Below are 18,392 nucleotides of genomic sequence, written 5' to 3' on the forward strand. Positions count from 1 at the left end.
AGTAGCGTCGATGGACCGCAAACCCGGATGCCAGGCCCGGGAAAACAAAAAGCCCGCTGATATCAGCGGGCTTTTTGTTGGAGAAGCGGGGCTTACTTGAGCTTCGCTTCCTTGTATTCCACGTGCTTGCGGGCCTTCGGGTCGAACTTGATGAAGCCCAGCTTGTCCGGCGTGGTCTTCTTGTTCTTGTCCGTGGTGTAGAAGTGGCCGGTGCCCGCGGAGGACACCAGTTTGATCTTTTCGCGACCGCCTTTGGTTGCCATGGTGATTCTCCTTAAGCCTGGCCGTTGGCGCGCATGTCGGCCAGCACGACGTCGATGCCTTTCTTGTCGATCAGGCGCAGGGCAGCGCCGGAGACGCGCAGGCGCACCCAGCGGTTCTCGCTTTCGACCCAGAAACGGCGGTATTGCAGGTTCGGCAGGAACCGGCGCTTGGTTTTGTTGTTGGCGTGGGAAACGTTGTTCCCGACTTGGGGCTTCTTGCCCGTGACGTCGCAGACGCGTGCCATGAGGACACTCCGATCCATTCACACGGCTGTTCGCGGCGGGCCGCCGGGGGAATTCCCGGCGACTGGCGTCCAGCCTCACCTCGCCAGTTGTGGGTGGCGGTAACCCAAAATCGCGGTTGGCCCGGCGCAAACCGGACTTTCAGCAAAGCCCGCGATTATAGCCACAGCCAGCCCGGCTGGCCAAATGGGGCGGGCAGGGGGCTCAGGCGCCCTGCTGCTCCAGGAAGCGCTGGGCGTCCAGCGCGGCCATGCAGCCCGTGCCGGCGCTGGTGATGGCCTGGCGGTACACATGGTCCTGCACGTCGCCCGCCGCGAAGATGCCGGGCACGCTGGTCATGGTGGCCATGCCGCTGAGCCCCGATTTCGTGACGATGTAGCCGTCCTTCATCTCCAGCTGGCCCTGGAAGATCTCGGTGTTCGGTCGGTGGCCGATGGCGATGAAGCAGCCCTGCAGCTTCAGCTCCTCGGTGGCGCCGGTCTGGGTGTCCTTCAGGCGGATGCCGGTGACGCCGGTCTGGTCGCCCAGCACCTCGTCCAGGGTCTTGAAGAGCTTGAGTTCAATCTTGCCTTCCTTGACCTTCTCCATCACCTTGTCCACCAGGATGGGCTCGGCGCGGAATTTGTCGCGGCGGTGCACCAGGTAGACCTTGCTGGCGATGTTGGACAGGTACAGCGCTTCCTCGACCGCGGTGTTGCCGCCGCCGATCACGCAGGTGGTCTGGCCGCGGTAGAAGAAGCCGTCGCAGGTGGCGCAGGCGCTCACGCCCTTGCCCATGAACGCTTCTTCGGACGGCAGGCCCAGGTACTGGGCCGACGCGCCGGTGGCGAGGATGAGCGCGTCGCAGGTGTAAGTGCCGCTGTCTCCGGTGAGGGTGAAGGGGCGTTTGGAGAAGTCGACCTTGTTGATGTGGTCGAAGACGATCTCGGTCTTGAAGCGTTCCGCGTGCTGCAGGAAACGCTGCATCAGATCAGGGCCTTGCACGCCGTCCACGTCGGCGGGCCAGTTGTCCACCTCGGTCGTGGTCATGAGCTGACCGCCCTGGGCGATGCCGGTGATGAGCACCGGGTTGAGGTTGGCGCGGGCGGCGTACACGGCGGCGGTGTAGCCGGCGGGACCGGAACCCAGGATCAGGACTTTGGCGTGTTTCATATTGGTGCGCGCTATCGAAAAACGGAGCAATTGGTTTAGAGTCGAGGGGGTATATGGAGATACCCGGCGCGATAGTCAAATAACGCGCGTCAATGGCGGCGATCGCCACAAGCCATGACCGGCCGGGATTGTAGGGAAGCGGGCCCTCTTTTCCCCGCTGTCTGGGAATACACGCATGTCCATTCTGTCCAATCTCGACCTGATCCGTCGCGTGCCGCTGTTTTCAACCCTCACGCAGGCCCAGGCCGAATCGGTGGCGGACGCGGTGGTCAAGCGCCGCTACAAGCGCGGCGAAATGATCGTCGAGCAGGGCAAGAAGTCGAACTGCCTGGCCATCGTGCTCACCGGCCGGGCCCGGGTCGTCACCACCGACAGCCGCGGCCGCGAGGTCATCCTGGCCACCATGAACCCGGGCGACTACGTGGGCGAGATGAGCCTGATCGACAACCAGCCGCATTCGGCCACGGTGCGCGCCGAGGTGCAGACCGATGTGCTGATCCTGGGCCGCAACGAGTTCGCGCGCTGCCTGCCCGAGAACTCCTCCATGGCTTATGCCGTGATGCGCGGCCTGGTGCAGCGCCTGCGGCAGGCCGACCGCAAGATCGAGTCCCTGGCCTTGCTGGACGTGTACGGTCGTGTGGCCCGCGCGCTGCTGGAGCAGGCCCAGCCCGGGCGCGACGGCCAGCTGATGATCCGCGAGCGGGTGTCCCGCCAGGATGTGGCCAAGATGATCGGCGCCTCGCGCGAGATGGTCAGCCGCGTCATGAAGGACCTGGAGGACCGGGGCTTCATCGAGGTCGCCGAGGACGGCAGCACCATCATCAAGGAACGGCTCAACACCCTGGGCTGAGTCTGTCGTGGTGGGCTGAGGCGCGGTGGTGCGCTGGGGTAAGCTTGGGCTTGCTTGCGCGCCATGACCTATTCGCTCAATACCCTCAACGCCGACCAGCAGGGCGCGTCCGCGCCCAGTGGCATCGCGCGTTTCGCCCAGGAAATCGGCCTCGTGCTCGGCGCCGCTGCACTGGCCTTCTGGTTGATCGCCCTGCTGAGCCACTCGCTGGCCGACCCGGCCTGGAGCACCACGGGCACGTCCCCCGAGGTGCGCAACTGGGCCGGCCGGCTGGGCGCCATCGTGGCCGACGCCAGCTATTTCCTGTTCGGGTTTTCGGTCTGGTGGTGCTTCGCCGCCGGCGTGCGGGCCTGGCTCTCGGGCCTGGCGCGCTGGTTGCGTGGCCCTTCGCCCGTGCCGGCCGAGCCGCGCTGGTGGCAGCGGCCACACATGCGCCGCGCGGCCTTCTGGGGCGGCCTGGTCGTTCTGCTGATGGTGAGTTGCGCGCTGGAGTGGGGCCGCTTGCATCGGCTGGAGGCCCTCCTGCCTGGCCATTCGGGCGGTGTGCTGGGGCAGGCCCTGGGGCCCGTGGCCGAGCGCTGGCTGGGCTTCACCGGGGCGGCACTGGCGCTGCTGGCGGCCCTGCTGGCCTGCCTGCCGCTGGTGTTTCGCTTCTCCTGGGGCCATTGGGCCGAGGTGGTCGGCCACACGGTCGACGGCTGGTTCGAGGCCCGGCGCGAGAAGCGCGAGGCGGTGGAGGACGAGCGCATCGGCCGCGCCGCTGCGCGTGAGCGCGAAGAAGTGGTGAAGACCGAGCGCGTGGAGATCGAGGAGCACCACCCGGTGCCCGTGGTCATCGAGCCGACCATGGTTGAGGTGCCCAAGAGCGAGCGCGTGGCCAAGGAGCGCCAGAAGCCGCTGTTCACCGAGTTGCCCGACAGCAAGCTGCCGCAGGTCGATCTGCTGGACGCCGCGCCGGGCCAGCAGAGCACGGTGGACGCGCAGACGCTGGAGATGACCAGCCGCCTGATCGAGAAAAAGCTCAAGGACTTCGGTGTGGAGGTGCGCGTGGTCGCGGCCGCGCCGGGCCCGGTGATCACGCGCTACGAGATCGAGCCCGCCACGGGCGTGAAGGGCTCGCAGATCGTCAACCTCAGCCGCGACCTGGCGCGCTCGCTCTCGCTGGTCTCGATCCGCGTGATCGAGACCATCCCGGGCAAGAACCTGATGGCGCTGGAGCTGCCCAACGCCAAGCGCCAGACCATCCGCCTGTCCGAGATCCTGGGCTCGCAGGTCTACAACGACGCCAGGTCGCTGCTCACCATCGGCCTGGGCAAGGACATTGGCGGCCAGCCGGTGGTGGCCGACCTGGCCAAGATGCCGCACTGCCTGGTGGCCGGCACCACGGGTTCGGGCAAGTCGGTGGGCATCAACGCCATGATCCTGTCGCTGCTCTACAAGGCCGACCCCAAGGACGTGCGCCTGCTGCTGATCGACCCGAAGATGCTCGAGATGAGCGTCTACGAGGGCATCCCGCACCTGCTGGCGCCGGTGGTCACCGACATGAAGCACGCCGCCAACGGCCTGAACTGGTGCGTGGCCGAGATGGAGAAGCGCTACAAGCTCATGAGCAAGGTGGGCGTGCGCAACCTCGCGGGCTACAACACCAAGCTCGAAGAAGCCAAGGCGCGCGGCGAGGTGATCGGCAACCCGTTCTCGCTCACGCCCGAGCAACCCGAACCGCTGGAGCCGCTGCCCTACATCGTGGTGGTGATCGACGAGCTGGCCGACCTGATGATGGTGGTGGGCAAGAAGATCGAAGAGCTCATCGCGCGCCTGGCGCAGAAGGCGCGCGCCGCCGGCATCCACCTGGTGCTGGCCACGCAGCGCCCCAGCGTGGACGTGATCACCGGCCTGATCAAGGCCAACATCCCGACCCGCATCGCCTTCCAGGTGAGCAGCAAGATCGACAGCCGCACCATCCTCGACCAGATGGGCGCCGAAAGCCTGCTGGGCATGGGCGACATGCTCTACCTGCCCTCGGGCATGGGCTTTCCCACGCGCGTGCACGGCGCCTTCGTCAGTGACGACGAGGTGCACCGCGTGGTGGGCTACCTCAAGCAGCAGGGCGAGGCCAACTACATCGATGGCGTGCTCGACGGCGGCGGCGCCGACGGCGAGGGCGGCGACATGTTCGGCGAAGGCGGCGACGGGGGCGGCGGCGAAAAGGACCCGCTGTACGACCAGGCCGTGGCCATCGTGCTGCAGGACCGCAAGGCCAGCATCTCGTACGTGCAGCGCAAGCTCAAGATCGGCTACAACCGCGCCGCGCGCCTGCTGGAGGACATGGAGAAGGCCGGCCTGGTGAGTGCGCTCACCAGCAGCGGACAGCGCGACATCCTGGTCGGCGGGCGCGTGGAATGATGCAACTCGACGCCCGCCCTGGGGTCACATGGCCATGAACATCCGCACCCTGTTGACAGCGGCCGCCGTGTCGCTGCTGAGCCTGGCCTGGCCCGCGCACGCCGATGGCCTGACCGCCCTGGACAGCTTCCTGCGCGAGGTGGACAGCGCGCGCGCCGATTTCACGCAGGTGGTGACCTCACCAAAAAAATCGGGCGAGGCAGCGCCGCGCCAGCGCACCAGCACGGGCCGCTTCGAGTTCCTGCGCCCCGACCGTTTCCGCTTTGTGTACGCCAAGCCTTTCGAGCAGACCATCGTGGCCGACGGCCAGCGCCTCTGGCTGCACGACGTGGACCTGAATCAGGTGAGCGTGCGCGCCCAGAAGGACGCGCTGGGCAGCACGCCGGCCGCGCTGATCGCCTCGGGCGGCGACCTGTCGGCGCTGCGCGCCGCCTTCGACTTCAAGGCCCTGCCCGAGAAGGACGGCCTGCAGTGGGTCGAGGCCCTGCCCAAGGCCCGCGACGGCCAGCTCCAGCGCGTGCGCATCGGCCTGCGCGGCAACCAACTCGGCGTGCTCGAAATCGTGGATGGCCTGGGCCAGCGCTCGGAACTCACGTTCAAGGGCTGGCAGGCCAGCCCGGGCCTGAAGCCGGGCGATTTCCGCTTCGAGCCACCGGCCGGGGCCGACGTGATCCGCAACTGACCGACGGCGTGGCGACCGCTCCCAACGCCCACGCGCCCCTGGCCGAGCGGCTGCGCCCGCGTACGCTGGGCGAGGTGATCGGCCAGCAGCACCTGCTGGGCGAGGGCATGGCCCTGCGCCTGGCCTTCGAATCGGGGCAGCCGCACAGCTGCATCCTCTGGGGCCCGCCCGGGGTGGGCAAGACCACCATCGCGCGCCTCATGGCGGACTCGTTCGACGCGCAGTTCATCACCATCAGTGCGGTGCTGGGCGGTGTGAAGGACATCCGCGAGGCGGTGGAGCAGGCCCAGGCCGCGCGCGACGGCCTGCATCCGCAGCGCACCATCGTCTTCGTCGACGAGGTGCACCGCTTCAACAAGAGCCAGCAGGACGCCTTCCTGCCGCACGTCGAGAGCGGCCTGTTCACGTTCATCGGCGCCACCACCGAGAACCCTTCGTTCGAGGTGAATTCCGCGCTGCTGTCGCGCGCGGCCGTGTATGTGCTGCAGCCCCTCACCGAGGACGACCTGCGCGCCATCTTGGCCAAGGCCCGCGCCATTGACGCCGTGCCCGCCATCGAGGACGCCGCGCTCGACCGCCTGATCGCCTACGCCGACGGCGACGCGCGCCGCCTGCTCAACACCCTGGAGACGCTGGCCGTCGCGGCCCGGCGCGAGCAGCTGGACAGCGTGACCGACGCCTGGCTGCTGCGGGTGCTGGGCGAGCGCATGCGCCGCTACGACAAGGGCGGCGAGCAGTTCTACGACACCATCAGTGCCCTGCACAAGAGCGTGCGCGGCTCCGACCCCGACGCCGCGCTCTACTGGTTCGTGCGCATGCTGGATGGCGGTGTCGACCCTCGCTATGTGGCGCGCCGGCTGATCCGCATGGCGGCCGAGGACATCGGTCTGGCCGACCCGCGCGCGCTGCGCCTGGCCCTGGACGCCGCGGAAGTGTACGAACGCCTGGGCTCGCCCGAGGGCGAACTGGCGCTGGGCGAGTGCGTGGTCTACCTGGCGGTGGCGCCCAAGTCCAACGCCGTCTACAAGGCCTTCAACGAGGTGCGCGCCTTCGTCAAGCGCGACGGCACCCGACCGGTGCCCCTGCACCTGCGCAACGCGCCCACCCGGCTGATGAAATCGCTGGACTACGGCAAGGACTACCGCTACGCGCACGACGAGGCCGGTGGCTTTGCCGCTGGCGAGAACTACTTCCCTGAGGGCATGGCGCCGCCGGTCTTTTACGAGCCGGTCGATCGTGGCCTGGAAATTCGCATCGGCGAGAAGCTGCGCGAGCTGCGCCGCCTCAACCATCAGGCGGATTGATGGGGCCTCAGACGTACTGATACCGTCACGGCTGACCCGGGTTTTCCCTGGAAATTCAGGGGCGTCTACCCAGTCTGTGGGTGGATACCCCTCGCTACAATCGCGCACCACCGACCCGCCCACGGCCTTATCCAGGCCGCCTCTGGCGGGTTTTTTGCTAGGTTGAAACGGGGGGCGCGGCAACAGCACCCCCGCGGTCACAAACCACGGAGAACCTTTCATGGAAGTCTTGCTACAGCAGATCCTCAACGGACTGGTGCTGGGCAGCATGTACGCGCTTGTGGCCCTGGGCTACACGATGGTGTACGGCATCATCGGCCTCATCAACTTCGCCCACGGGGACGTGCTCATGGTGGGTGCGCTCACCAGCTGGACCATCATCACCGCCATGCGCGAGGCCTCGCCCGACATGGCCGGCTGGATGATCCTCATCATCGCCACCGCCATCGCCATGGTGGTCTGCGCGGCCCTCAACTTCACCATCGAGAAGCTGGCCTACCGGCCGCTGCGCAACTCGCCGCGCCTGGCGCCGCTGATCACCGCCATCGGGGTTTCCATCCTGTTGCAGACGCTGGCGATGATCATCTGGAAACCCAACCCCAAGTCCTATCCCGCCACGCTCTCGCGCGAGCCGATCGACTTCTTCGGCGCCGTGCTCTCCATCACCCAGATCACCATCCTCGCCACCACGGTCATCGTGCTGGCGCTGCTGATGTGGCTGGTCAACCGCACCAACCTCGGCCGCGCCATGCGCGCCACCGCCGAGAACCCGCGCGTGGCGGCGCTCATGGGCATCAAGCCCGATGTGGTCATCTCCGCCACCTTCATCATCGGTGCCATGCTGGCGGCCATCGCCGGCATCATGTGGGCGTCCAACTACGGCACGGTGCAGCACGCCATGGGCTTCATGCCCGGCCTCAAGGCCTTCGTGGCCGCGGTCATGGGCGGCATCGGCAACCTCGCGGGCGCCGTGCTCGGCGGCGTGGCCCTGGGCCTGATCGAGTCGCTGGGCGCCGGCTACCTCGGCAAGCTCACCGGCGGCTTCCTCGGCAGCCAGTACACCGACATCTTCGCTTTCATCGTGCTGGCCTTCGTGCTGATCCTGCGACCCTCGGGCCTGCTGGGCGAGCGCGTGGCGGACCGTGCCTGACGTGACGGGAGAGACCTCATGCTGAACGCCAAACCCGTCAAGCTGATCGCCTTCCTGGTCGTCGCGGCGCTGATGCTGATCCTGCCCATCGCGCTGCAGGCCACCGGCAGCAACTCCTGGGTGCGCATCGTCGACGTCGCGCTGCTCTACGTGCTGCTGGCCCTGGGCCTGAACATCGTGGTGGGCTACGCCGGCCTGCTCGACCTCGGCTTCATCGCCTTCTTCGCGGTCGGTGCCTACCTCTACGGCCTGCTGGCCTCGCCGCACCTCACCGACACCTTCGCCTGGCTGGCCGCCACCTTCCCCAACGGCCTGCACATGAACTTCTGGATCGTGATGGTGGTCGCCGGCATCGTGGCCGGCGTCACCGGCCTGATCCTGGGCTTTCCGGTGCTCAAGCTGCGCGGCGACTACCTGGCCATCGTGACCCTGGGCTTCGGCGAGATCGTGCGCATCTTCATGCTCAACCTCGATCGGCCGATCAACATCACCAACGGTCCCAAGGGCTTGACCAACGTGGATGCGGTGAGCGTCTTCGGGCACCGCATGAGCCAGAGCCTGTCGATCGACATCGGGGGGTTCTCCTATACCTTCCAGTCGGTCACGCTGTACTACTACCTCATCCTGTTCTTCGTGGTGCTGGCCATCGTCATCGCCTACCGCTTGCAGGATTCGCGCATCGGCCGTGCGTGGATGGCCATCCGCGAGGACGAGATCGCCGCCAAGGCCATGGGCCTGAACACGCGCAACCTCAAGCTGGCGGCCTTCGGCATGAGCGCCACCTTCGGTGGCATCGCCGGCGTGCTGTTCGCCTCGTTCATGCGTGGCGTCTACCCCGAGTCCTTCATCCTCATGGAGTCGGTGATGATCGTCGCCATGGTGGTGCTGGGCGGCCTGGGCCACATCCCGGGCGTCATCCTCGGCGCCCTGGTGCTGGCGGGACTGCCCGAGCTGCTGCGTCACGTGGCGCACCCGCTCACGGCCATGACCGATGGCCGCCTGGGGCCCGAGATCCTGCGCCAGCTGCTCATCGCGCTCGCCATGATCGTCATCATGCTGCTGCGTCCCAAGGGTCTGTGGCCGTCACCGGAACACGGCAAGTCCCTGAGCAAGTGAGGAGCGCGGCATGACAGACACCATCCTGAAAGTCGCCAGCGTCTCCAAGCGCTTTGGCGGCCTGCAAGCCCTCAGCGACGTGGGCATTGAAATCCGTCGCGGCCAGGTCTACGGCCTGATCGGTCCCAACGGTGCGGGCAAGACCACGTTCTTCAACGTGCTCACCGGCCTGTACACCCCCGACAGCGGCACCTTCGAGCTGGCCGGCAAGCCCTACACGCCCACGGCCGTGCACGAGGTGGCCCGCGCCGGCATCGCGCGCACCTTCCAGAACATCCGCCTGTTCGCCGAAATGACGGCACTGGAAAACGTGATGGTGGGCCGCCACGTGCGCACGCACTCGGGCCTGCTCGGCGCCATCCTGCGCACCGGTGGCTTCAAGCGCGAGGAGCGCGAGATCGCCGAGCGCGCGAAGGAGCTGCTCGACTACGTGGGCATCGGCAAGTTCGCCGACTACAAGTCGCGCACCCTGAGCTATGGCGACCAGCGCCGCCTGGAGATCGCGCGCGCCCTGGCGACCGACCCGCAGCTCATCGCACTCGACGAACCCGCCGCCGGCATGAACGCCACCGAGAAGGTCCAGCTGCGGGAACTCATCGACCGCATCCGCCAGGACAACCGCACCATCCTGCTCATCGAGCACGACGTGAAGCTCGTGATGGGCCTGTGCGACCGCGTCACCGTGCTCGACTACGGCAAGCAGCTCTCCACCGGTACGCCGGCCGAGGTGCAGAAGGACCCGAAGGTGATCGAGGCCTACCTCGGCACCGGCGGGCATTGAGTCGGCAGGAGAACAGCATGGCAAACACACTACTCAAGGTCGCCGGCCTCAAGGTTTCGTACGGCGGCATCAAGGCGGTCAAGGGCATCGACCTCGAAGTGCGCGAGGGCGAACTGATCACGCTGATCGGCTCCAACGGCGCGGGCAAGACCACCACCATGAAGGCCATCACCGGCTCGCTCGCCATGGAGGCGGGCGACGTCGAGTACCTGGGCCAGAGCATCAAGGGCAAGGGCGCCTGGGACCTGGTGAAGCAGGGCCTGGCCATGGTGCCGGAAGGCCGCGGCGTGTTCACGCGCATGAGCATCACCGAGAACCTGCAGATGGGCGCCTACGTGCGCAAGGACAAGGCCGGCATCGCGCAGGACATCGAGCGCATGTTCGGCATTTTCCCGCGCCTGAAGGAGCGCAAGGACCAGCTCGCCGGGACCATGAGCGGCGGCGAGCAGCAGATGCTGGCGATGGCGCGCGCGCTCATGAGCCAGCCCAAGGTGCTGCTGCTCGATGAGCCGTCCATGGGCCTGTCGCCGATCATGGTCGACAAGATCTTCGAGGTGGTGCGCGACGTGTCGGCGCAGGGCGTGACCATTCTGCTGGTGGAGCAGAACGCCAGCCGCGCCTTGCAGATCGCCGACCGCGGCTACGTGATGGACTCGGGCGAGATCATCATGAGCGGCGACGCGAAGCAGATGCTGACCGATCCGAAGGTCCGCGCGGCGTACCTGGGCGAATAGGCCCGAGGCCCCGTGGCGCGGCGGCTTCCGTCGCAAAACTACAATCGCGGGTTGCGCGCCATTCGGGCGCCCAACCCGCTTTTCATTTCATGAGCCAAGCCAACACCCCCGACACCGCCGCCCCCGTTGCGCAAGACGAGAACCAGCTGATCGCCGAACGGCGCGAGAAGCTCAAGGCCCTGCGCGAGGGCCAGAAGCGGGGCGAGGGGGTGGCCTTCCCGAACGACCACAAGCCCACGGACAACGCCGCCGCACTGTTCGCCGCCCATGGCGAGAGCAGCAAGGAAGCGCTGGAGGCCACGCCGGTGCGCGCCAGCGTGGCGGGGCGCATGATGCTCAAGCGCGTGATGGGCAAGGCCAGCTTCGCCACGCTGCAGGACGCCTCGCTGGGCCCCAGCGGAGGTCGCATCCAGATCTACCTGAACAACGACAGCGTGGGCGAGGCCCAGCACAACGCCTTCAAGCACTGGGACCTGGGCGACATCGTGGCCGCCGAGGGCACGCTGTTTCGCACCCGCACCGGCGAGCTGACCATTCACGCCGACAAGATCCGCCTGCTCACCAAGAGCCTGCGCCCGCTGCCCGACAAGTTCCACGGCGTGGCCGACCAGGAGATCAAGTACCGCCAGCGCTACGTGGACCTGATGACCGACGAGGGCGCGCGCCGCCGTTTCGTCACGCGCAGCCAGGCCGTCACGGCACTGCGCCAGTTCATGGTGTCGCACGGCTTCCTGGAGGTCGAGACGCCCATGCTGCACCCCATCCCCGGCGGTGCCAATGCCAAGCCCTTCGTCACGCACCACAACGCGCTCGACCAGGAAATGTTCCTGCGCATCGCGCCCGAGCTGTACCTCAAGCGGCTGCTGGTGGGGGGCTTCGAGCGCGTGTTCGAGATCAACCGCAACTTCCGCAACGAAGGCATCTCGGTGCGGCACAACCCCGAGTTCACCATGATGGAGTTCTACGCGGCGTACTGGAACTACCGCGACCTCATGGACTTTTCGGAACAGCTCATCCGCCATGTGGTGCGCACGGTGCGCGGCGAGGGCGAGGTGAGCTACCAGGGCCGCGTGGTCGACATCGACTCGCCCTTCGAGCGCCTGACCATCCGCGACGCCATCGTCAAGTACACCGACGCCGGCGCGAACGTGGACAGCGCCGACTGGCTGCTCGGCCAGTTGCGCAAGCTCGGCCTGAACGAGGAAAAGGACCAGCTCTCCAAGCGCAGCCTGGCCTCGCTGCAGGTGCTGTTCTTCGAGGAGAAGGTGGAGAGCGAGCTCTGGAACCCCACCTTCATCATGGAGCACCCGACCGAGATCTCGCCGCTGGCGCGCGCCAACGACGAGCGGCCCGAGGTGACCGAGCGCTTCGAGCTCTACATCACCGGCCGCGAATTCGGCAACGCCTTCTCCGAGCTGAACGACGCCGAGGACCAGGCCGCGCGTTTCCAGGCCCAGGTGGACGCCAAGGACGGCGGCGACGACGAGGCCATGCACTTCGACGCCGACTACATCCGCGCGCTGGAGTACGGCATGCCGCCCGCCGGCGGCTGCGGCATCGGCATCGATCGCCTGATGATGCTGCTGACCGACAGCCCCAGCATCCGCGACGTGATCCTGTTCCCCGCGCTGCGCCGCGAGAGCTGAACCCCGGCGCTCAGAAGTTCAGCCGAAGAATCGCCTTGCGCGGCTCTTCGCTGAGCGTGAGCATGCCCTGGCGCATCCACTCGAGGTGGGCGGCGGCATCCTGGGCGAGCTCGCTGTCGGTGTCGGGCAGCAGCGCGGCCACCACCCGCAGGCGCAGCGTGGTGCCCGCGGGCAGGCGCGGTGAAAGGCGCAGACCATTGGCCAACAGGCTGGTGGCCGTGTGCAGCACCTGATCGGGCTTGACCGGGCCCTCCATCAGCAGCGCGAAGCTGTCGTCGTCCAGCCGCGCGGCCGTATCGACGTCGCGCGCCACCGCGCGCAGCTGCGAGGCGGCGATCACCAGCGCGCGGTCGGCGACCTCGCGTCCGTGGCGGGCGGCGATCTCGGCGTGGTTGTGCAGGTGCACCAGCAGCAGGGCGCTGTGGTGGCCATAGCGCTGGGCCCGCACCAGGCTGTCGTGCAGGCGCAGCAGGAAATGCGGCCGGTGGGTCAGGCCGGTCAAGGGCTCGGTGCGCTCCAGCGCATGGGCACGGGCCTGGGTCTCGTGCTGAATCCGCGACCGCATCAGCAGGGCGTAGAACAGCAGGGGCGCCTCGATGGACGCGGCGATCACGATGCCGTACTGCGACAGGAAGTTCGACGACAGCAGGTTGAAATTGCGCAGCACCGGCAGGGTAGAGGCCAGCAGCACCGGCACCATGCTCACCGCGAACCAGCGGATCCAGGTCTCGCCGCTGCGCCACGCCAGGCCCAGCATGGCCGCGATGGTGAGCATGGACAGGGTGCCGAGCGCGCTCAAGGCCTGCAGGCTCAAGGCGCTGGGCAGCGACTGGTCCCACACGATGCCGATCAGCCAGGCCGCCGCCAGCGCCAGGCACAGCCGGTCCAGGGTGCGCCCGATGCGCCGCGGCTGGGCCACCTGGCGCACGAACATCAGGCCCACCAGGCCCATGAGGGGCAGCAGGACGAACTCCGCCTCCTGGTTCCATCGCACCAGGTTCGGCCAGAGGAACTGTCCGCCCACGCCCAAGGACGCGGCCATGCTCAGGCCCAGCAGGCTGATATAGATCGCATAGGTCGCAAAGGCGGCGTCGCGGAACACCGCCATGTTGGCCAGCGCCACCACCGTCAGCAGCAAGGCCATCCCGAAATAGGCGCCCAGCACAAACTGCTGGTGGATGCGTTGCTCGCGCAGGGTGTTGTGGTCGTGCAGCTGGAAGACGCCCGAGAAGGGCACGCGCGCGTGCTCCACCCGCACCCAGTAGCGCACGGTTTCGTCCGGGCGCACGTCCAGGCTGAACACGGGGTAGCGGTCGGGGTTGGCCCAGTCGCTCACGGCCAGCCGGTCGCCGGCGCGTTGCACGCGCCACTGGCCCTGGGCGTCGCGGTAGTACATCGTGATGGCGTCGGTGCCCGAGCGCGCGAGTTCGAGCTCCCAGTGCGCCTGGGTGTCGCGCATCAGCACGTCGAAACGCAGCCACAGCGCGGTCTGGCCCGACAACACGGTGCGCTCGCCCGCACCTCGCAGGCGCCAGCCCAGGCCCGGGGGGCCCGCCGCGATGTCATCGATGCCCAAGGCGCCGGTCGGGTCCAGCAACTGCTGGCTGCGGCCGTCCAGCGAAATGGTGGCCCGGCGCGCGTCCAGCGCGATGGGCGCGGGGTCGGCGTCGGCGGGCGCCGCGTCAATGGCGAAGGCGGGGAGGCAGAGCAGGGCCAGGCAAAGGCCCAGGGCGGCGCTCAGGCGCCGCCCCACGGGAACAAAGAAAGGCATGGGGCGCGATTGTGCCGTCGCGCCGGCCGGATCAGGCGTAGCCGGCGAGCGCCTTGCGCATCTTTTTCATGGCCGCCACCTCGATCTGGCGGATGCGCTCGGCGCTCACGCCGTACTCGGCGGCCAGTTCGTGCAGGGTCATGCCGCCGGAACCGTCGTCGTTCACCTTGAGCCAGCGCTCGCTCACGATGCGGCGCGAGCGCTCGTCCAACTCGCCCATGGCCTGCGCCACGCCTTCGGTGGCGAGCCGGTCGCGGTGGGCCGATTCGAGCACCGCCGTGGGCTCGTGCGACTGGTCAGCCAGGTAGGCGATGGGGCCGAAAGCCTCTTCGCCGTCGTCACCCGGGCCTGGGTCCAGCATGACGTCGCCGCCGGCCAGGCGCGTTTCCATCTCGCGCACCTCGTCGGGCTTGACGTTCAGTTCACGCGCCACCAGGCCCACCTCGGCGTCGCTGAGCACCTCGCGGTGGGTGTCGCCGTCGGCGGCCTCGGCGCGCAGGCCCTGCTTGCGCGAGCGCAGGTTGAAGAACAGCTTGCGCTGGGCCTTGGTCGTGGCCAGCTTGACCATGCGCCAGTTCTTCAGGATGTATTCGTGGATCTCGGCCTTGATCCAGTGGATGGCGTAGCTCACCAGGCGCACGCCCTGCTCGGGGTCGAAGCGCTTGACGGCTTTCATCAGGCCCACGTTGCCTTCCTGGATCAGGTCGCCGTGCGGCAGGCCATAGCCCAGGTACTGGCGGGAGATGGAAACAACCAGCCGCAGGTGCGACAGGACCAGGCGCCCGGCGGCGTCCAGGTCGTTGTGGTCGCGCAGGCGGCGTGCCGCGTCCTGTTCCTCCTCCAGGCTGAGCAGGGGCAGGCGGTTCACGGCGGAGATGTAGGCGTCCAGATTGCCCAGGGGCGGCAGCGTGAGCGAGCGGTTCGTCCAGGAACCGGCCACGGCCAGATCGCTGCTCGGCGCAGCGGCCACGGGAATCAGCGAATGGGACATGGATGACCTCCTCGGGGTATCGAACAAGAATATTAGCACTCGCTTGGAGGGAGTGCTAAAGCGGAAGTTCCAACCGGCGCGGGCGGATGGGCCGGGGTACCGCCGGTTGTCGCCGCCCGCCCGAGCGCGAGGGGAAACGGGGCCGGCCGGGCGGGCCGGGTCCCGACCAGGGGCCTGGGGTACCCCCCGGGGCGTAGCATAGGACGCCTTCCCGCTTCCCCGAGGTGACGAGGCCATGACACGCCAACCCGACCCAGACGACCGCTCCCGCCTTCCCACCGTCCTGATCGCCTTGGCGGCGCTGGCCGCCGTGGCCTACTTCGGCTGGCGGTACTACCAGGACCGGCAGGCCCCCGCCCCGGTGGAACCCCCGGCGGCGGCCGCCCCCGCCCCCGCCGCCCCACCCGCGCTCGCCGAACCGGCGCCGCCCGCCATCCAGCACCCGGTGGAGCCCCCGGCGGCCGAAGCCATCGCCCCGCCCGCGCCCTTGCCCGCGCTGGCCGACGCCGACCCCTACGTGAGCGATCACCTCGCCGCGCTGCTCGGCCGCCCGAACGCGCTGCGTTTCCTGCAGCTCGACGGGTTCGTCAAGCGCGCCGTGGCCACGGTGGACAACCTGGGGCGTTCGCACGCACCCGTGCTGATGTGGCCCGTGACCCCCACCCCCGGGCGCTTTGCCTCGGTCAAGGCCGCCGACGGCGCCACCGAGACCATTGCCCCCGACAACAGCGCGCGCTACACGCCCTTCGTGCAGTTCGCCGAGTCGGTGGACACGGGCCGGGCCGTGGCGCTGTACCGCCGCCTCTACCCGCTGTTCCAGCAGGCGTACGAGGAACTGGGCTTTCCGGGCCGCTACTTCAACGACCGCCTGGTACAGGTGCTGGACCAGCTCATCGCCACGCCGGTGCCTGCCGCGCCGCCCGCCGTGGCGCTGGTGCAGGTCAAGGGCGAGGTGCCGTCCACCCGGCCCTGGGTGCGTTACGAGTACGCCGACCCGAAGCTGGAAGCCCTGTCGGCCGGGCAGAAGATCCTGCTGCGCATGGGCCCGGACCACCAGCGCCGCCTGCAGGCCAAGCTGGCCGACGTGCGTGGCCGCCTCGCGCGCCGCTGAGCCGCCCGGCCTGGGCGGTGGCACCTGCGGTAGATTGGCGCGATGCCCACCCGCTCGACCACTTCCTCCGCGCCGTCGAAAACGGTGTTGCTCACCGGTTTCGATCCTTTCGGCGGTGCGACCGTGAACCCGAGCTGGCAGGCCGTGCAGTCCCTGCACGGCGAACGCCTGCTGGACCACACCGTGGTGGCGGCGCAGCTGCCCACCGTGTTCGGCGAGTCGCTGCGTTGCCTGAGCGCGCTGCTTGACGCGCACCGGCCCGCGCTGGTGATCTGCGTGGGCCAGGCCGGCGGGCGTGGCGCGATCTCGCTGGAGCGCGTGGCCATCAACGTGGACGACGCGCCCATCGCCGACAACGCCGGCGCGCGGCCCATCGACGCGCCCGTGCGGCCCCGCGCCCCCGCCGCCTATTTCACCGGGCTGCCGATCAAGGCCATGCTGGCCGAACTGCAGGCGGCCGGCCTCGCGGCCGAGGTCTCGCAGACGGCGGGCACCTTCGTCTGCAACCACGTGTTCTACGGCCTGATGCGCACCCTGGCCACGCACCGCAGCCTGCGCCACGCGCGCGGTGGCTTCGTGCACGTGCCCTGGTTGCCCGAACAGGGCGCGCCGAACATGGCGCTGGACGACATCGTTCGTGGCCTGCGGTTGGCCGTGCACACCGCGCTGCGGGTGCGGCAGGATGGGGCGCTGGGCGCGGGCGCCACGCACTGACGCGCGGCACGAGGCGCTGCGTCAGGCCTGCCAGACGCCGAAGCCGGCCGAGCGCAGGTCGATGGCGACCTCGATCTCCTTGTCCACCGCGTCGCGGTAGCGCATGGGGTTGAAGCCCTCGTACAGGTCCGGCAGCAGCCGCCGCCCGTACTTGAAGACGTAGGCGTTGGACTGGATGCCGGCCTTGTGCTTGTCGAAGCGCACGTCCGGGTCCAGGCCGGTCATGCCCACATAGACGCAGGGCCTGCCCTCCACATAGCCGGGATTGCACGCGCGGAACTTGTGCTCGAGCAGCACGTCGGGGTGCAGCTCGATGACGTAGACGTGGTGGTGGGGGCGGGGCATGGCGCGGCTCGGGGCTGGCCGGAGTATCGGTTCAAGCCTAGAATCGCGCCCTTTTTTTGCGCGGAGTGGCCATGGACCTGGAGATTGCGCAGTCGACCCCCACCGCCGCGGCCATCGCGCGCGTGGTGCAGGCGAATTACCCCGTGGGCGAGGTCGTGGCGAGCGAGTTCCTGCGCCGCAGCTTCAATCAGGTCTACCGCCTCACGCTGGCCGACGGGCGCCGCGTGGTGGCCCGCCTGTGCGCCGAGCGCCCGCGCGGCGAGCCCAACCTGGCCTTCGAAGCCGCCGCGCTGCGGCACCTCCAGGCCCAGGGCTGCCCGGTGTCCGCGAGTCTGCCCACGGCGCAGGGCGAGGTGGCCATGCGGGTTCGTCTGCCGGAAGGCGAACGCGCGCTCATGCTCTTCGAGCACCTGGACGGCGAGGCCACCGCGGACGTGCCCGCCAACATCGAGGCCTTTGGCCGTGGCCTGGCGCGCCTGCATGCGGCCGGTGAGGCCTTCGATGCCGGCGCCAGCCGCTACAGGCTGGACCTGGACTACCTGCTGATGCAACCGCTGCAGCGCCTGCTGAGGGCGCCCACCATGACCGCCGAACTGCGCTCCCCGTTCGAGGTCCTGGGTGTGCGGCTGCGGGACCGCATCCTGGCGCTCGGCCCTTTGAGTCGGGTCTTGTGCCACGGCGACGCGCACGGCGAGAACAACTTCGTCGTTGGGCATGAGCACGGAGAGCGGCAGGCGGTGTTCTTCGACTTCGACGAAATCGGCCCAGGCTACCTGGCCTACGAGCTCGCGGTGTACCCGTGGTCGCTGCACCCGCGCAGCGTCGACGGCGTCTGGAGCGACAAGGCCCTGGCGCGCTGGAACGGATTCATCGCTGCCTACCGTGCGGTGCGCGAGCTGGGCGAGGCCGACATCGCCGCCCTGGGACCCTTCGTGGCGGTGCGCCAGTTCTGGCTGCTGGGCGAGTACGCCGGCCGCGTACCGGTGTGGGGCTCCCAAGCCATGCCCACGGACTACCTGCAGCGGCAGGTGAAGCTGCTGACGCAGTGGGAGGCGCTGGAGCTGCCGGTGCCGCCGGCCGTGGCGACCGCCGGGCCCGCCCACTGAAGCCGTCCGCCCAGGCGGCGAGGCCGGGCG

General features: G+C 68.5%; 18 protein-coding genes. 12 read left to right on the plus strand and 6 right to left on the minus strand.

All coding sequences use genetic code 11. The annotated features are described in order from the left end of the window. Positions 1–92 precede the first annotated feature (92 nt). The 3 genes from rpmG to trxB all read right to left on the minus strand — a co-directional run bounded on the left by rpmG (position 93) and on the right by trxB (position 1,658). Positions 93–263 (minus strand): 50S ribosomal protein L33, encoded by a 171-nt coding sequence (rpmG, locus tag SOM08_RS07445; protein ID WP_070400610.1) that lies wholly within the window; start codon positions 261–263, stop codon positions 93–95. Between the two features lie 11 nt (positions 264–274). Continuing rightward, a complete protein-coding gene (gene rpmB / locus SOM08_RS07450) occupies positions 275–508 on the minus strand; it encodes a 50S ribosomal protein L28 (RefSeq protein WP_070400609.1) in 234 nt (77 codons plus the stop codon). Positions 509–710: 202 nt separating this feature from the next. Further along, entirely contained in the window at positions 711–1,658 is a 948-nt protein-coding gene (gene trxB / locus SOM08_RS07455; RefSeq protein ID WP_070400608.1) for a thioredoxin-disulfide reductase, read from the minus strand. Between the two features lie 175 nt (positions 1,659–1,833). Here trxB and SOM08_RS07460 point away from each other — a divergent pair, with 175 nt between their 5' ends. The 9 genes from SOM08_RS07460 (at position 1,834) to lysS (ending at position 12,324) form a co-directional block, all read left to right on the plus strand. After that, complete coding sequence (locus SOM08_RS07460; protein WP_009516830.1) at positions 1,834–2,508, plus strand: Crp/Fnr family transcriptional regulator; 675 nt, start codon at positions 1,834–1,836, stop codon at positions 2,506–2,508. Between the two features lie 63 nt (positions 2,509–2,571). After that, on the plus strand, positions 2,572–4,911 hold the full coding sequence (locus SOM08_RS07465; RefSeq protein WP_116960665.1) for a DNA translocase FtsK: 2,340 nt from the start codon (positions 2,572–2,574) through the stop codon (positions 4,909–4,911). A gap of 34 nt (positions 4,912–4,945) precedes the next feature. Continuing rightward, the gene (gene lolA / locus SOM08_RS07470) at positions 4,946–5,593 is read left to right on the plus strand and encodes an outer membrane lipoprotein chaperone LolA (protein WP_322470420.1); all 648 of its coding nucleotides are present in this window, start codon (positions 4,946–4,948) and stop codon (positions 5,591–5,593) included. 8 nt (positions 5,594–5,601) lie between these two features. After that, positions 5,602–6,897, plus strand: coding sequence for a replication-associated recombination protein A (locus tag SOM08_RS07475; RefSeq protein ID WP_322470421.1), 1,296 nt, complete (start codon positions 5,602–5,604; stop codon positions 6,895–6,897). A 220-nt stretch (positions 6,898–7,117) separates the two neighbouring features. After that, a complete protein-coding gene (locus SOM08_RS07480) occupies positions 7,118–8,047 on the plus strand; it encodes a branched-chain amino acid ABC transporter permease (RefSeq protein WP_070400605.1) in 930 nt (309 codons plus the stop codon). Positions 8,048–8,065: 18 nt separating this feature from the next. Beyond that, a complete protein-coding gene (locus SOM08_RS07485) occupies positions 8,066–9,163 on the plus strand; it encodes a branched-chain amino acid ABC transporter permease (protein ID WP_116960594.1) in 1,098 nt (365 codons plus the stop codon). A 10-nt stretch (positions 9,164–9,173) separates the two neighbouring features. Beyond that, a complete protein-coding gene (locus tag SOM08_RS07490; RefSeq protein ID WP_070400603.1) occupies positions 9,174–9,944 on the plus strand; it encodes an ABC transporter ATP-binding protein in 771 nt (256 codons plus the stop codon). A 17-nt stretch (positions 9,945–9,961) separates the two neighbouring features. Then, positions 9,962–10,678, plus strand: a complete 717-nt coding sequence (locus tag SOM08_RS07495; protein ID WP_116960593.1) for an ABC transporter ATP-binding protein — start codon at positions 9,962–9,964, stop codon at positions 10,676–10,678. Between the two features lie 89 nt (positions 10,679–10,767). Beyond that, the gene (gene lysS, locus SOM08_RS07500) at positions 10,768–12,324 is read left to right on the plus strand and encodes a lysine--tRNA ligase (protein WP_116960592.1); all 1,557 of its coding nucleotides are present in this window, start codon (positions 10,768–10,770) and stop codon (positions 12,322–12,324) included. Positions 12,325–12,334: 10 nt separating this feature from the next. Here the strand turns inward: lysS and SOM08_RS07505 are convergent, their stop codons facing one another. Continuing rightward, positions 12,335–14,095, minus strand: a complete 1,761-nt coding sequence (locus SOM08_RS07505; protein WP_322470422.1) for a 7TM diverse intracellular signaling domain-containing protein — start codon at positions 14,093–14,095, stop codon at positions 12,335–12,337. A 31-nt stretch (positions 14,096–14,126) separates the two neighbouring features. Continuing rightward, on the minus strand, positions 14,127–15,086 hold the full coding sequence (gene rpoH, locus SOM08_RS07510) for an RNA polymerase sigma factor RpoH (protein WP_181936568.1): 960 nt from the start codon (positions 15,084–15,086) through the stop codon (positions 14,127–14,129). Between the two features lie 235 nt (positions 15,087–15,321). Here rpoH and SOM08_RS07515 point away from each other — a divergent pair, with 235 nt between their 5' ends. Next, positions 15,322–16,197: a DUF3014 domain-containing protein gene (locus SOM08_RS07515; RefSeq protein WP_322470423.1), complete on the plus strand. Its 876-nt coding sequence runs from the start codon at positions 15,322–15,324 to the stop codon at positions 16,195–16,197. 42 nt (positions 16,198–16,239) lie between these two features. Further along, the gene (pcp, locus tag SOM08_RS07520; protein ID WP_322470424.1) at positions 16,240–16,911 is read left to right on the plus strand and encodes a pyroglutamyl-peptidase I; all 672 of its coding nucleotides are present in this window, start codon (positions 16,240–16,242) and stop codon (positions 16,909–16,911) included. A gap of 21 nt (positions 16,912–16,932) precedes the next feature. Here pcp and SOM08_RS07525 read toward each other — a convergent pair whose 3' ends face one another. Further along, complete coding sequence (locus SOM08_RS07525; RefSeq protein ID WP_322470425.1) at positions 16,933–17,256, minus strand: hypothetical protein; 324 nt, start codon at positions 17,254–17,256, stop codon at positions 16,933–16,935. Positions 17,257–17,327: 71 nt separating this feature from the next. Between SOM08_RS07525 and SOM08_RS07530 the strand changes: the two genes are divergently transcribed. Then, on the plus strand, positions 17,328–18,362 hold the full coding sequence (locus tag SOM08_RS07530; protein ID WP_322470426.1) for a phosphotransferase enzyme family protein: 1,035 nt from the start codon (positions 17,328–17,330) through the stop codon (positions 18,360–18,362). Positions 18,363–18,392: the final 30 nt, after the last annotated feature.

Origin of the sequence: Hydrogenophaga sp. SNF1 (assembly GCF_034421675.1) — a bacterium.
GTDB classification, from domain to species: Bacteria; Pseudomonadota; Gammaproteobacteria; order Burkholderiales; family Burkholderiaceae_C; genus Hydrogenophaga; species Hydrogenophaga borbori.

Bases quoted from the DNA above. Each gene is read 5' to 3' on its own strand.
- SOM08_RS07530 (WP_322470426.1), top strand. From the start codon at position 17,328: ATGGACCTGGAGATTGCGCAGTCGACCCCCACCGCCGCGGCCATCGCG.
- SOM08_RS07460 (WP_009516830.1), top strand. From the start codon at position 1,834: ATGTCCATTCTGTCCAATCTCGACCTGATCCGTCGCGTGCCGCTGTTT.
- trxB (WP_070400608.1), bottom strand. From the start codon at position 1,658: ATGAAACACGCCAAAGTCCTGATCCTGGGTTCCGGTCCCGCCGGCTAC.
- lolA (WP_322470420.1), top strand. From the start codon at position 4,946: ATGAACATCCGCACCCTGTTGACAGCGGCCGCCGTGTCGCTGCTGAGC.
- rpoH (WP_181936568.1), bottom strand. From the start codon at position 15,086: ATGTCCCATTCGCTGATTCCCGTGGCCGCTGCGCCGAGCAGCGATCTG.
- SOM08_RS07515 (WP_322470423.1), top strand. From the start codon at position 15,322: ATGACACGCCAACCCGACCCAGACGACCGCTCCCGCCTTCCCACCGTC.
- SOM08_RS07490 (WP_070400603.1), top strand. From the start codon at position 9,174: ATGACAGACACCATCCTGAAAGTCGCCAGCGTCTCCAAGCGCTTTGGC.
- SOM08_RS07465 (WP_116960665.1), top strand. From the start codon at position 2,572: ATGACCTATTCGCTCAATACCCTCAACGCCGACCAGCAGGGCGCGTCC.
- rpmG (WP_070400610.1), bottom strand. From the start codon at position 263: ATGGCAACCAAAGGCGGTCGCGAAAAGATCAAACTGGTGTCCTCCGCG.
- pcp (WP_322470424.1), top strand. From the start codon at position 16,240: ATGCCCACCCGCTCGACCACTTCCTCCGCGCCGTCGAAAACGGTGTTG.
- SOM08_RS07480 (WP_070400605.1), top strand. From the start codon at position 7,118: ATGGAAGTCTTGCTACAGCAGATCCTCAACGGACTGGTGCTGGGCAGC.
- rpmB (WP_070400609.1), bottom strand. From the start codon at position 508: ATGGCACGCGTCTGCGACGTCACGGGCAAGAAGCCCCAAGTCGGGAAC.
- SOM08_RS07495 (WP_116960593.1), top strand. From the start codon at position 9,962: ATGGCAAACACACTACTCAAGGTCGCCGGCCTCAAGGTTTCGTACGGC.
- lysS (WP_116960592.1), top strand. From the start codon at position 10,768: ATGAGCCAAGCCAACACCCCCGACACCGCCGCCCCCGTTGCGCAAGAC.
- SOM08_RS07485 (WP_116960594.1), top strand. From the start codon at position 8,066: ATGCTGAACGCCAAACCCGTCAAGCTGATCGCCTTCCTGGTCGTCGCG.
- SOM08_RS07505 (WP_322470422.1), bottom strand. From the start codon at position 14,095: ATGCCTTTCTTTGTTCCCGTGGGGCGGCGCCTGAGCGCCGCCCTGGGC.
- SOM08_RS07525 (WP_322470425.1), bottom strand. From the start codon at position 17,256: ATGCCCCGCCCCCACCACCACGTCTACGTCATCGAGCTGCACCCCGAC.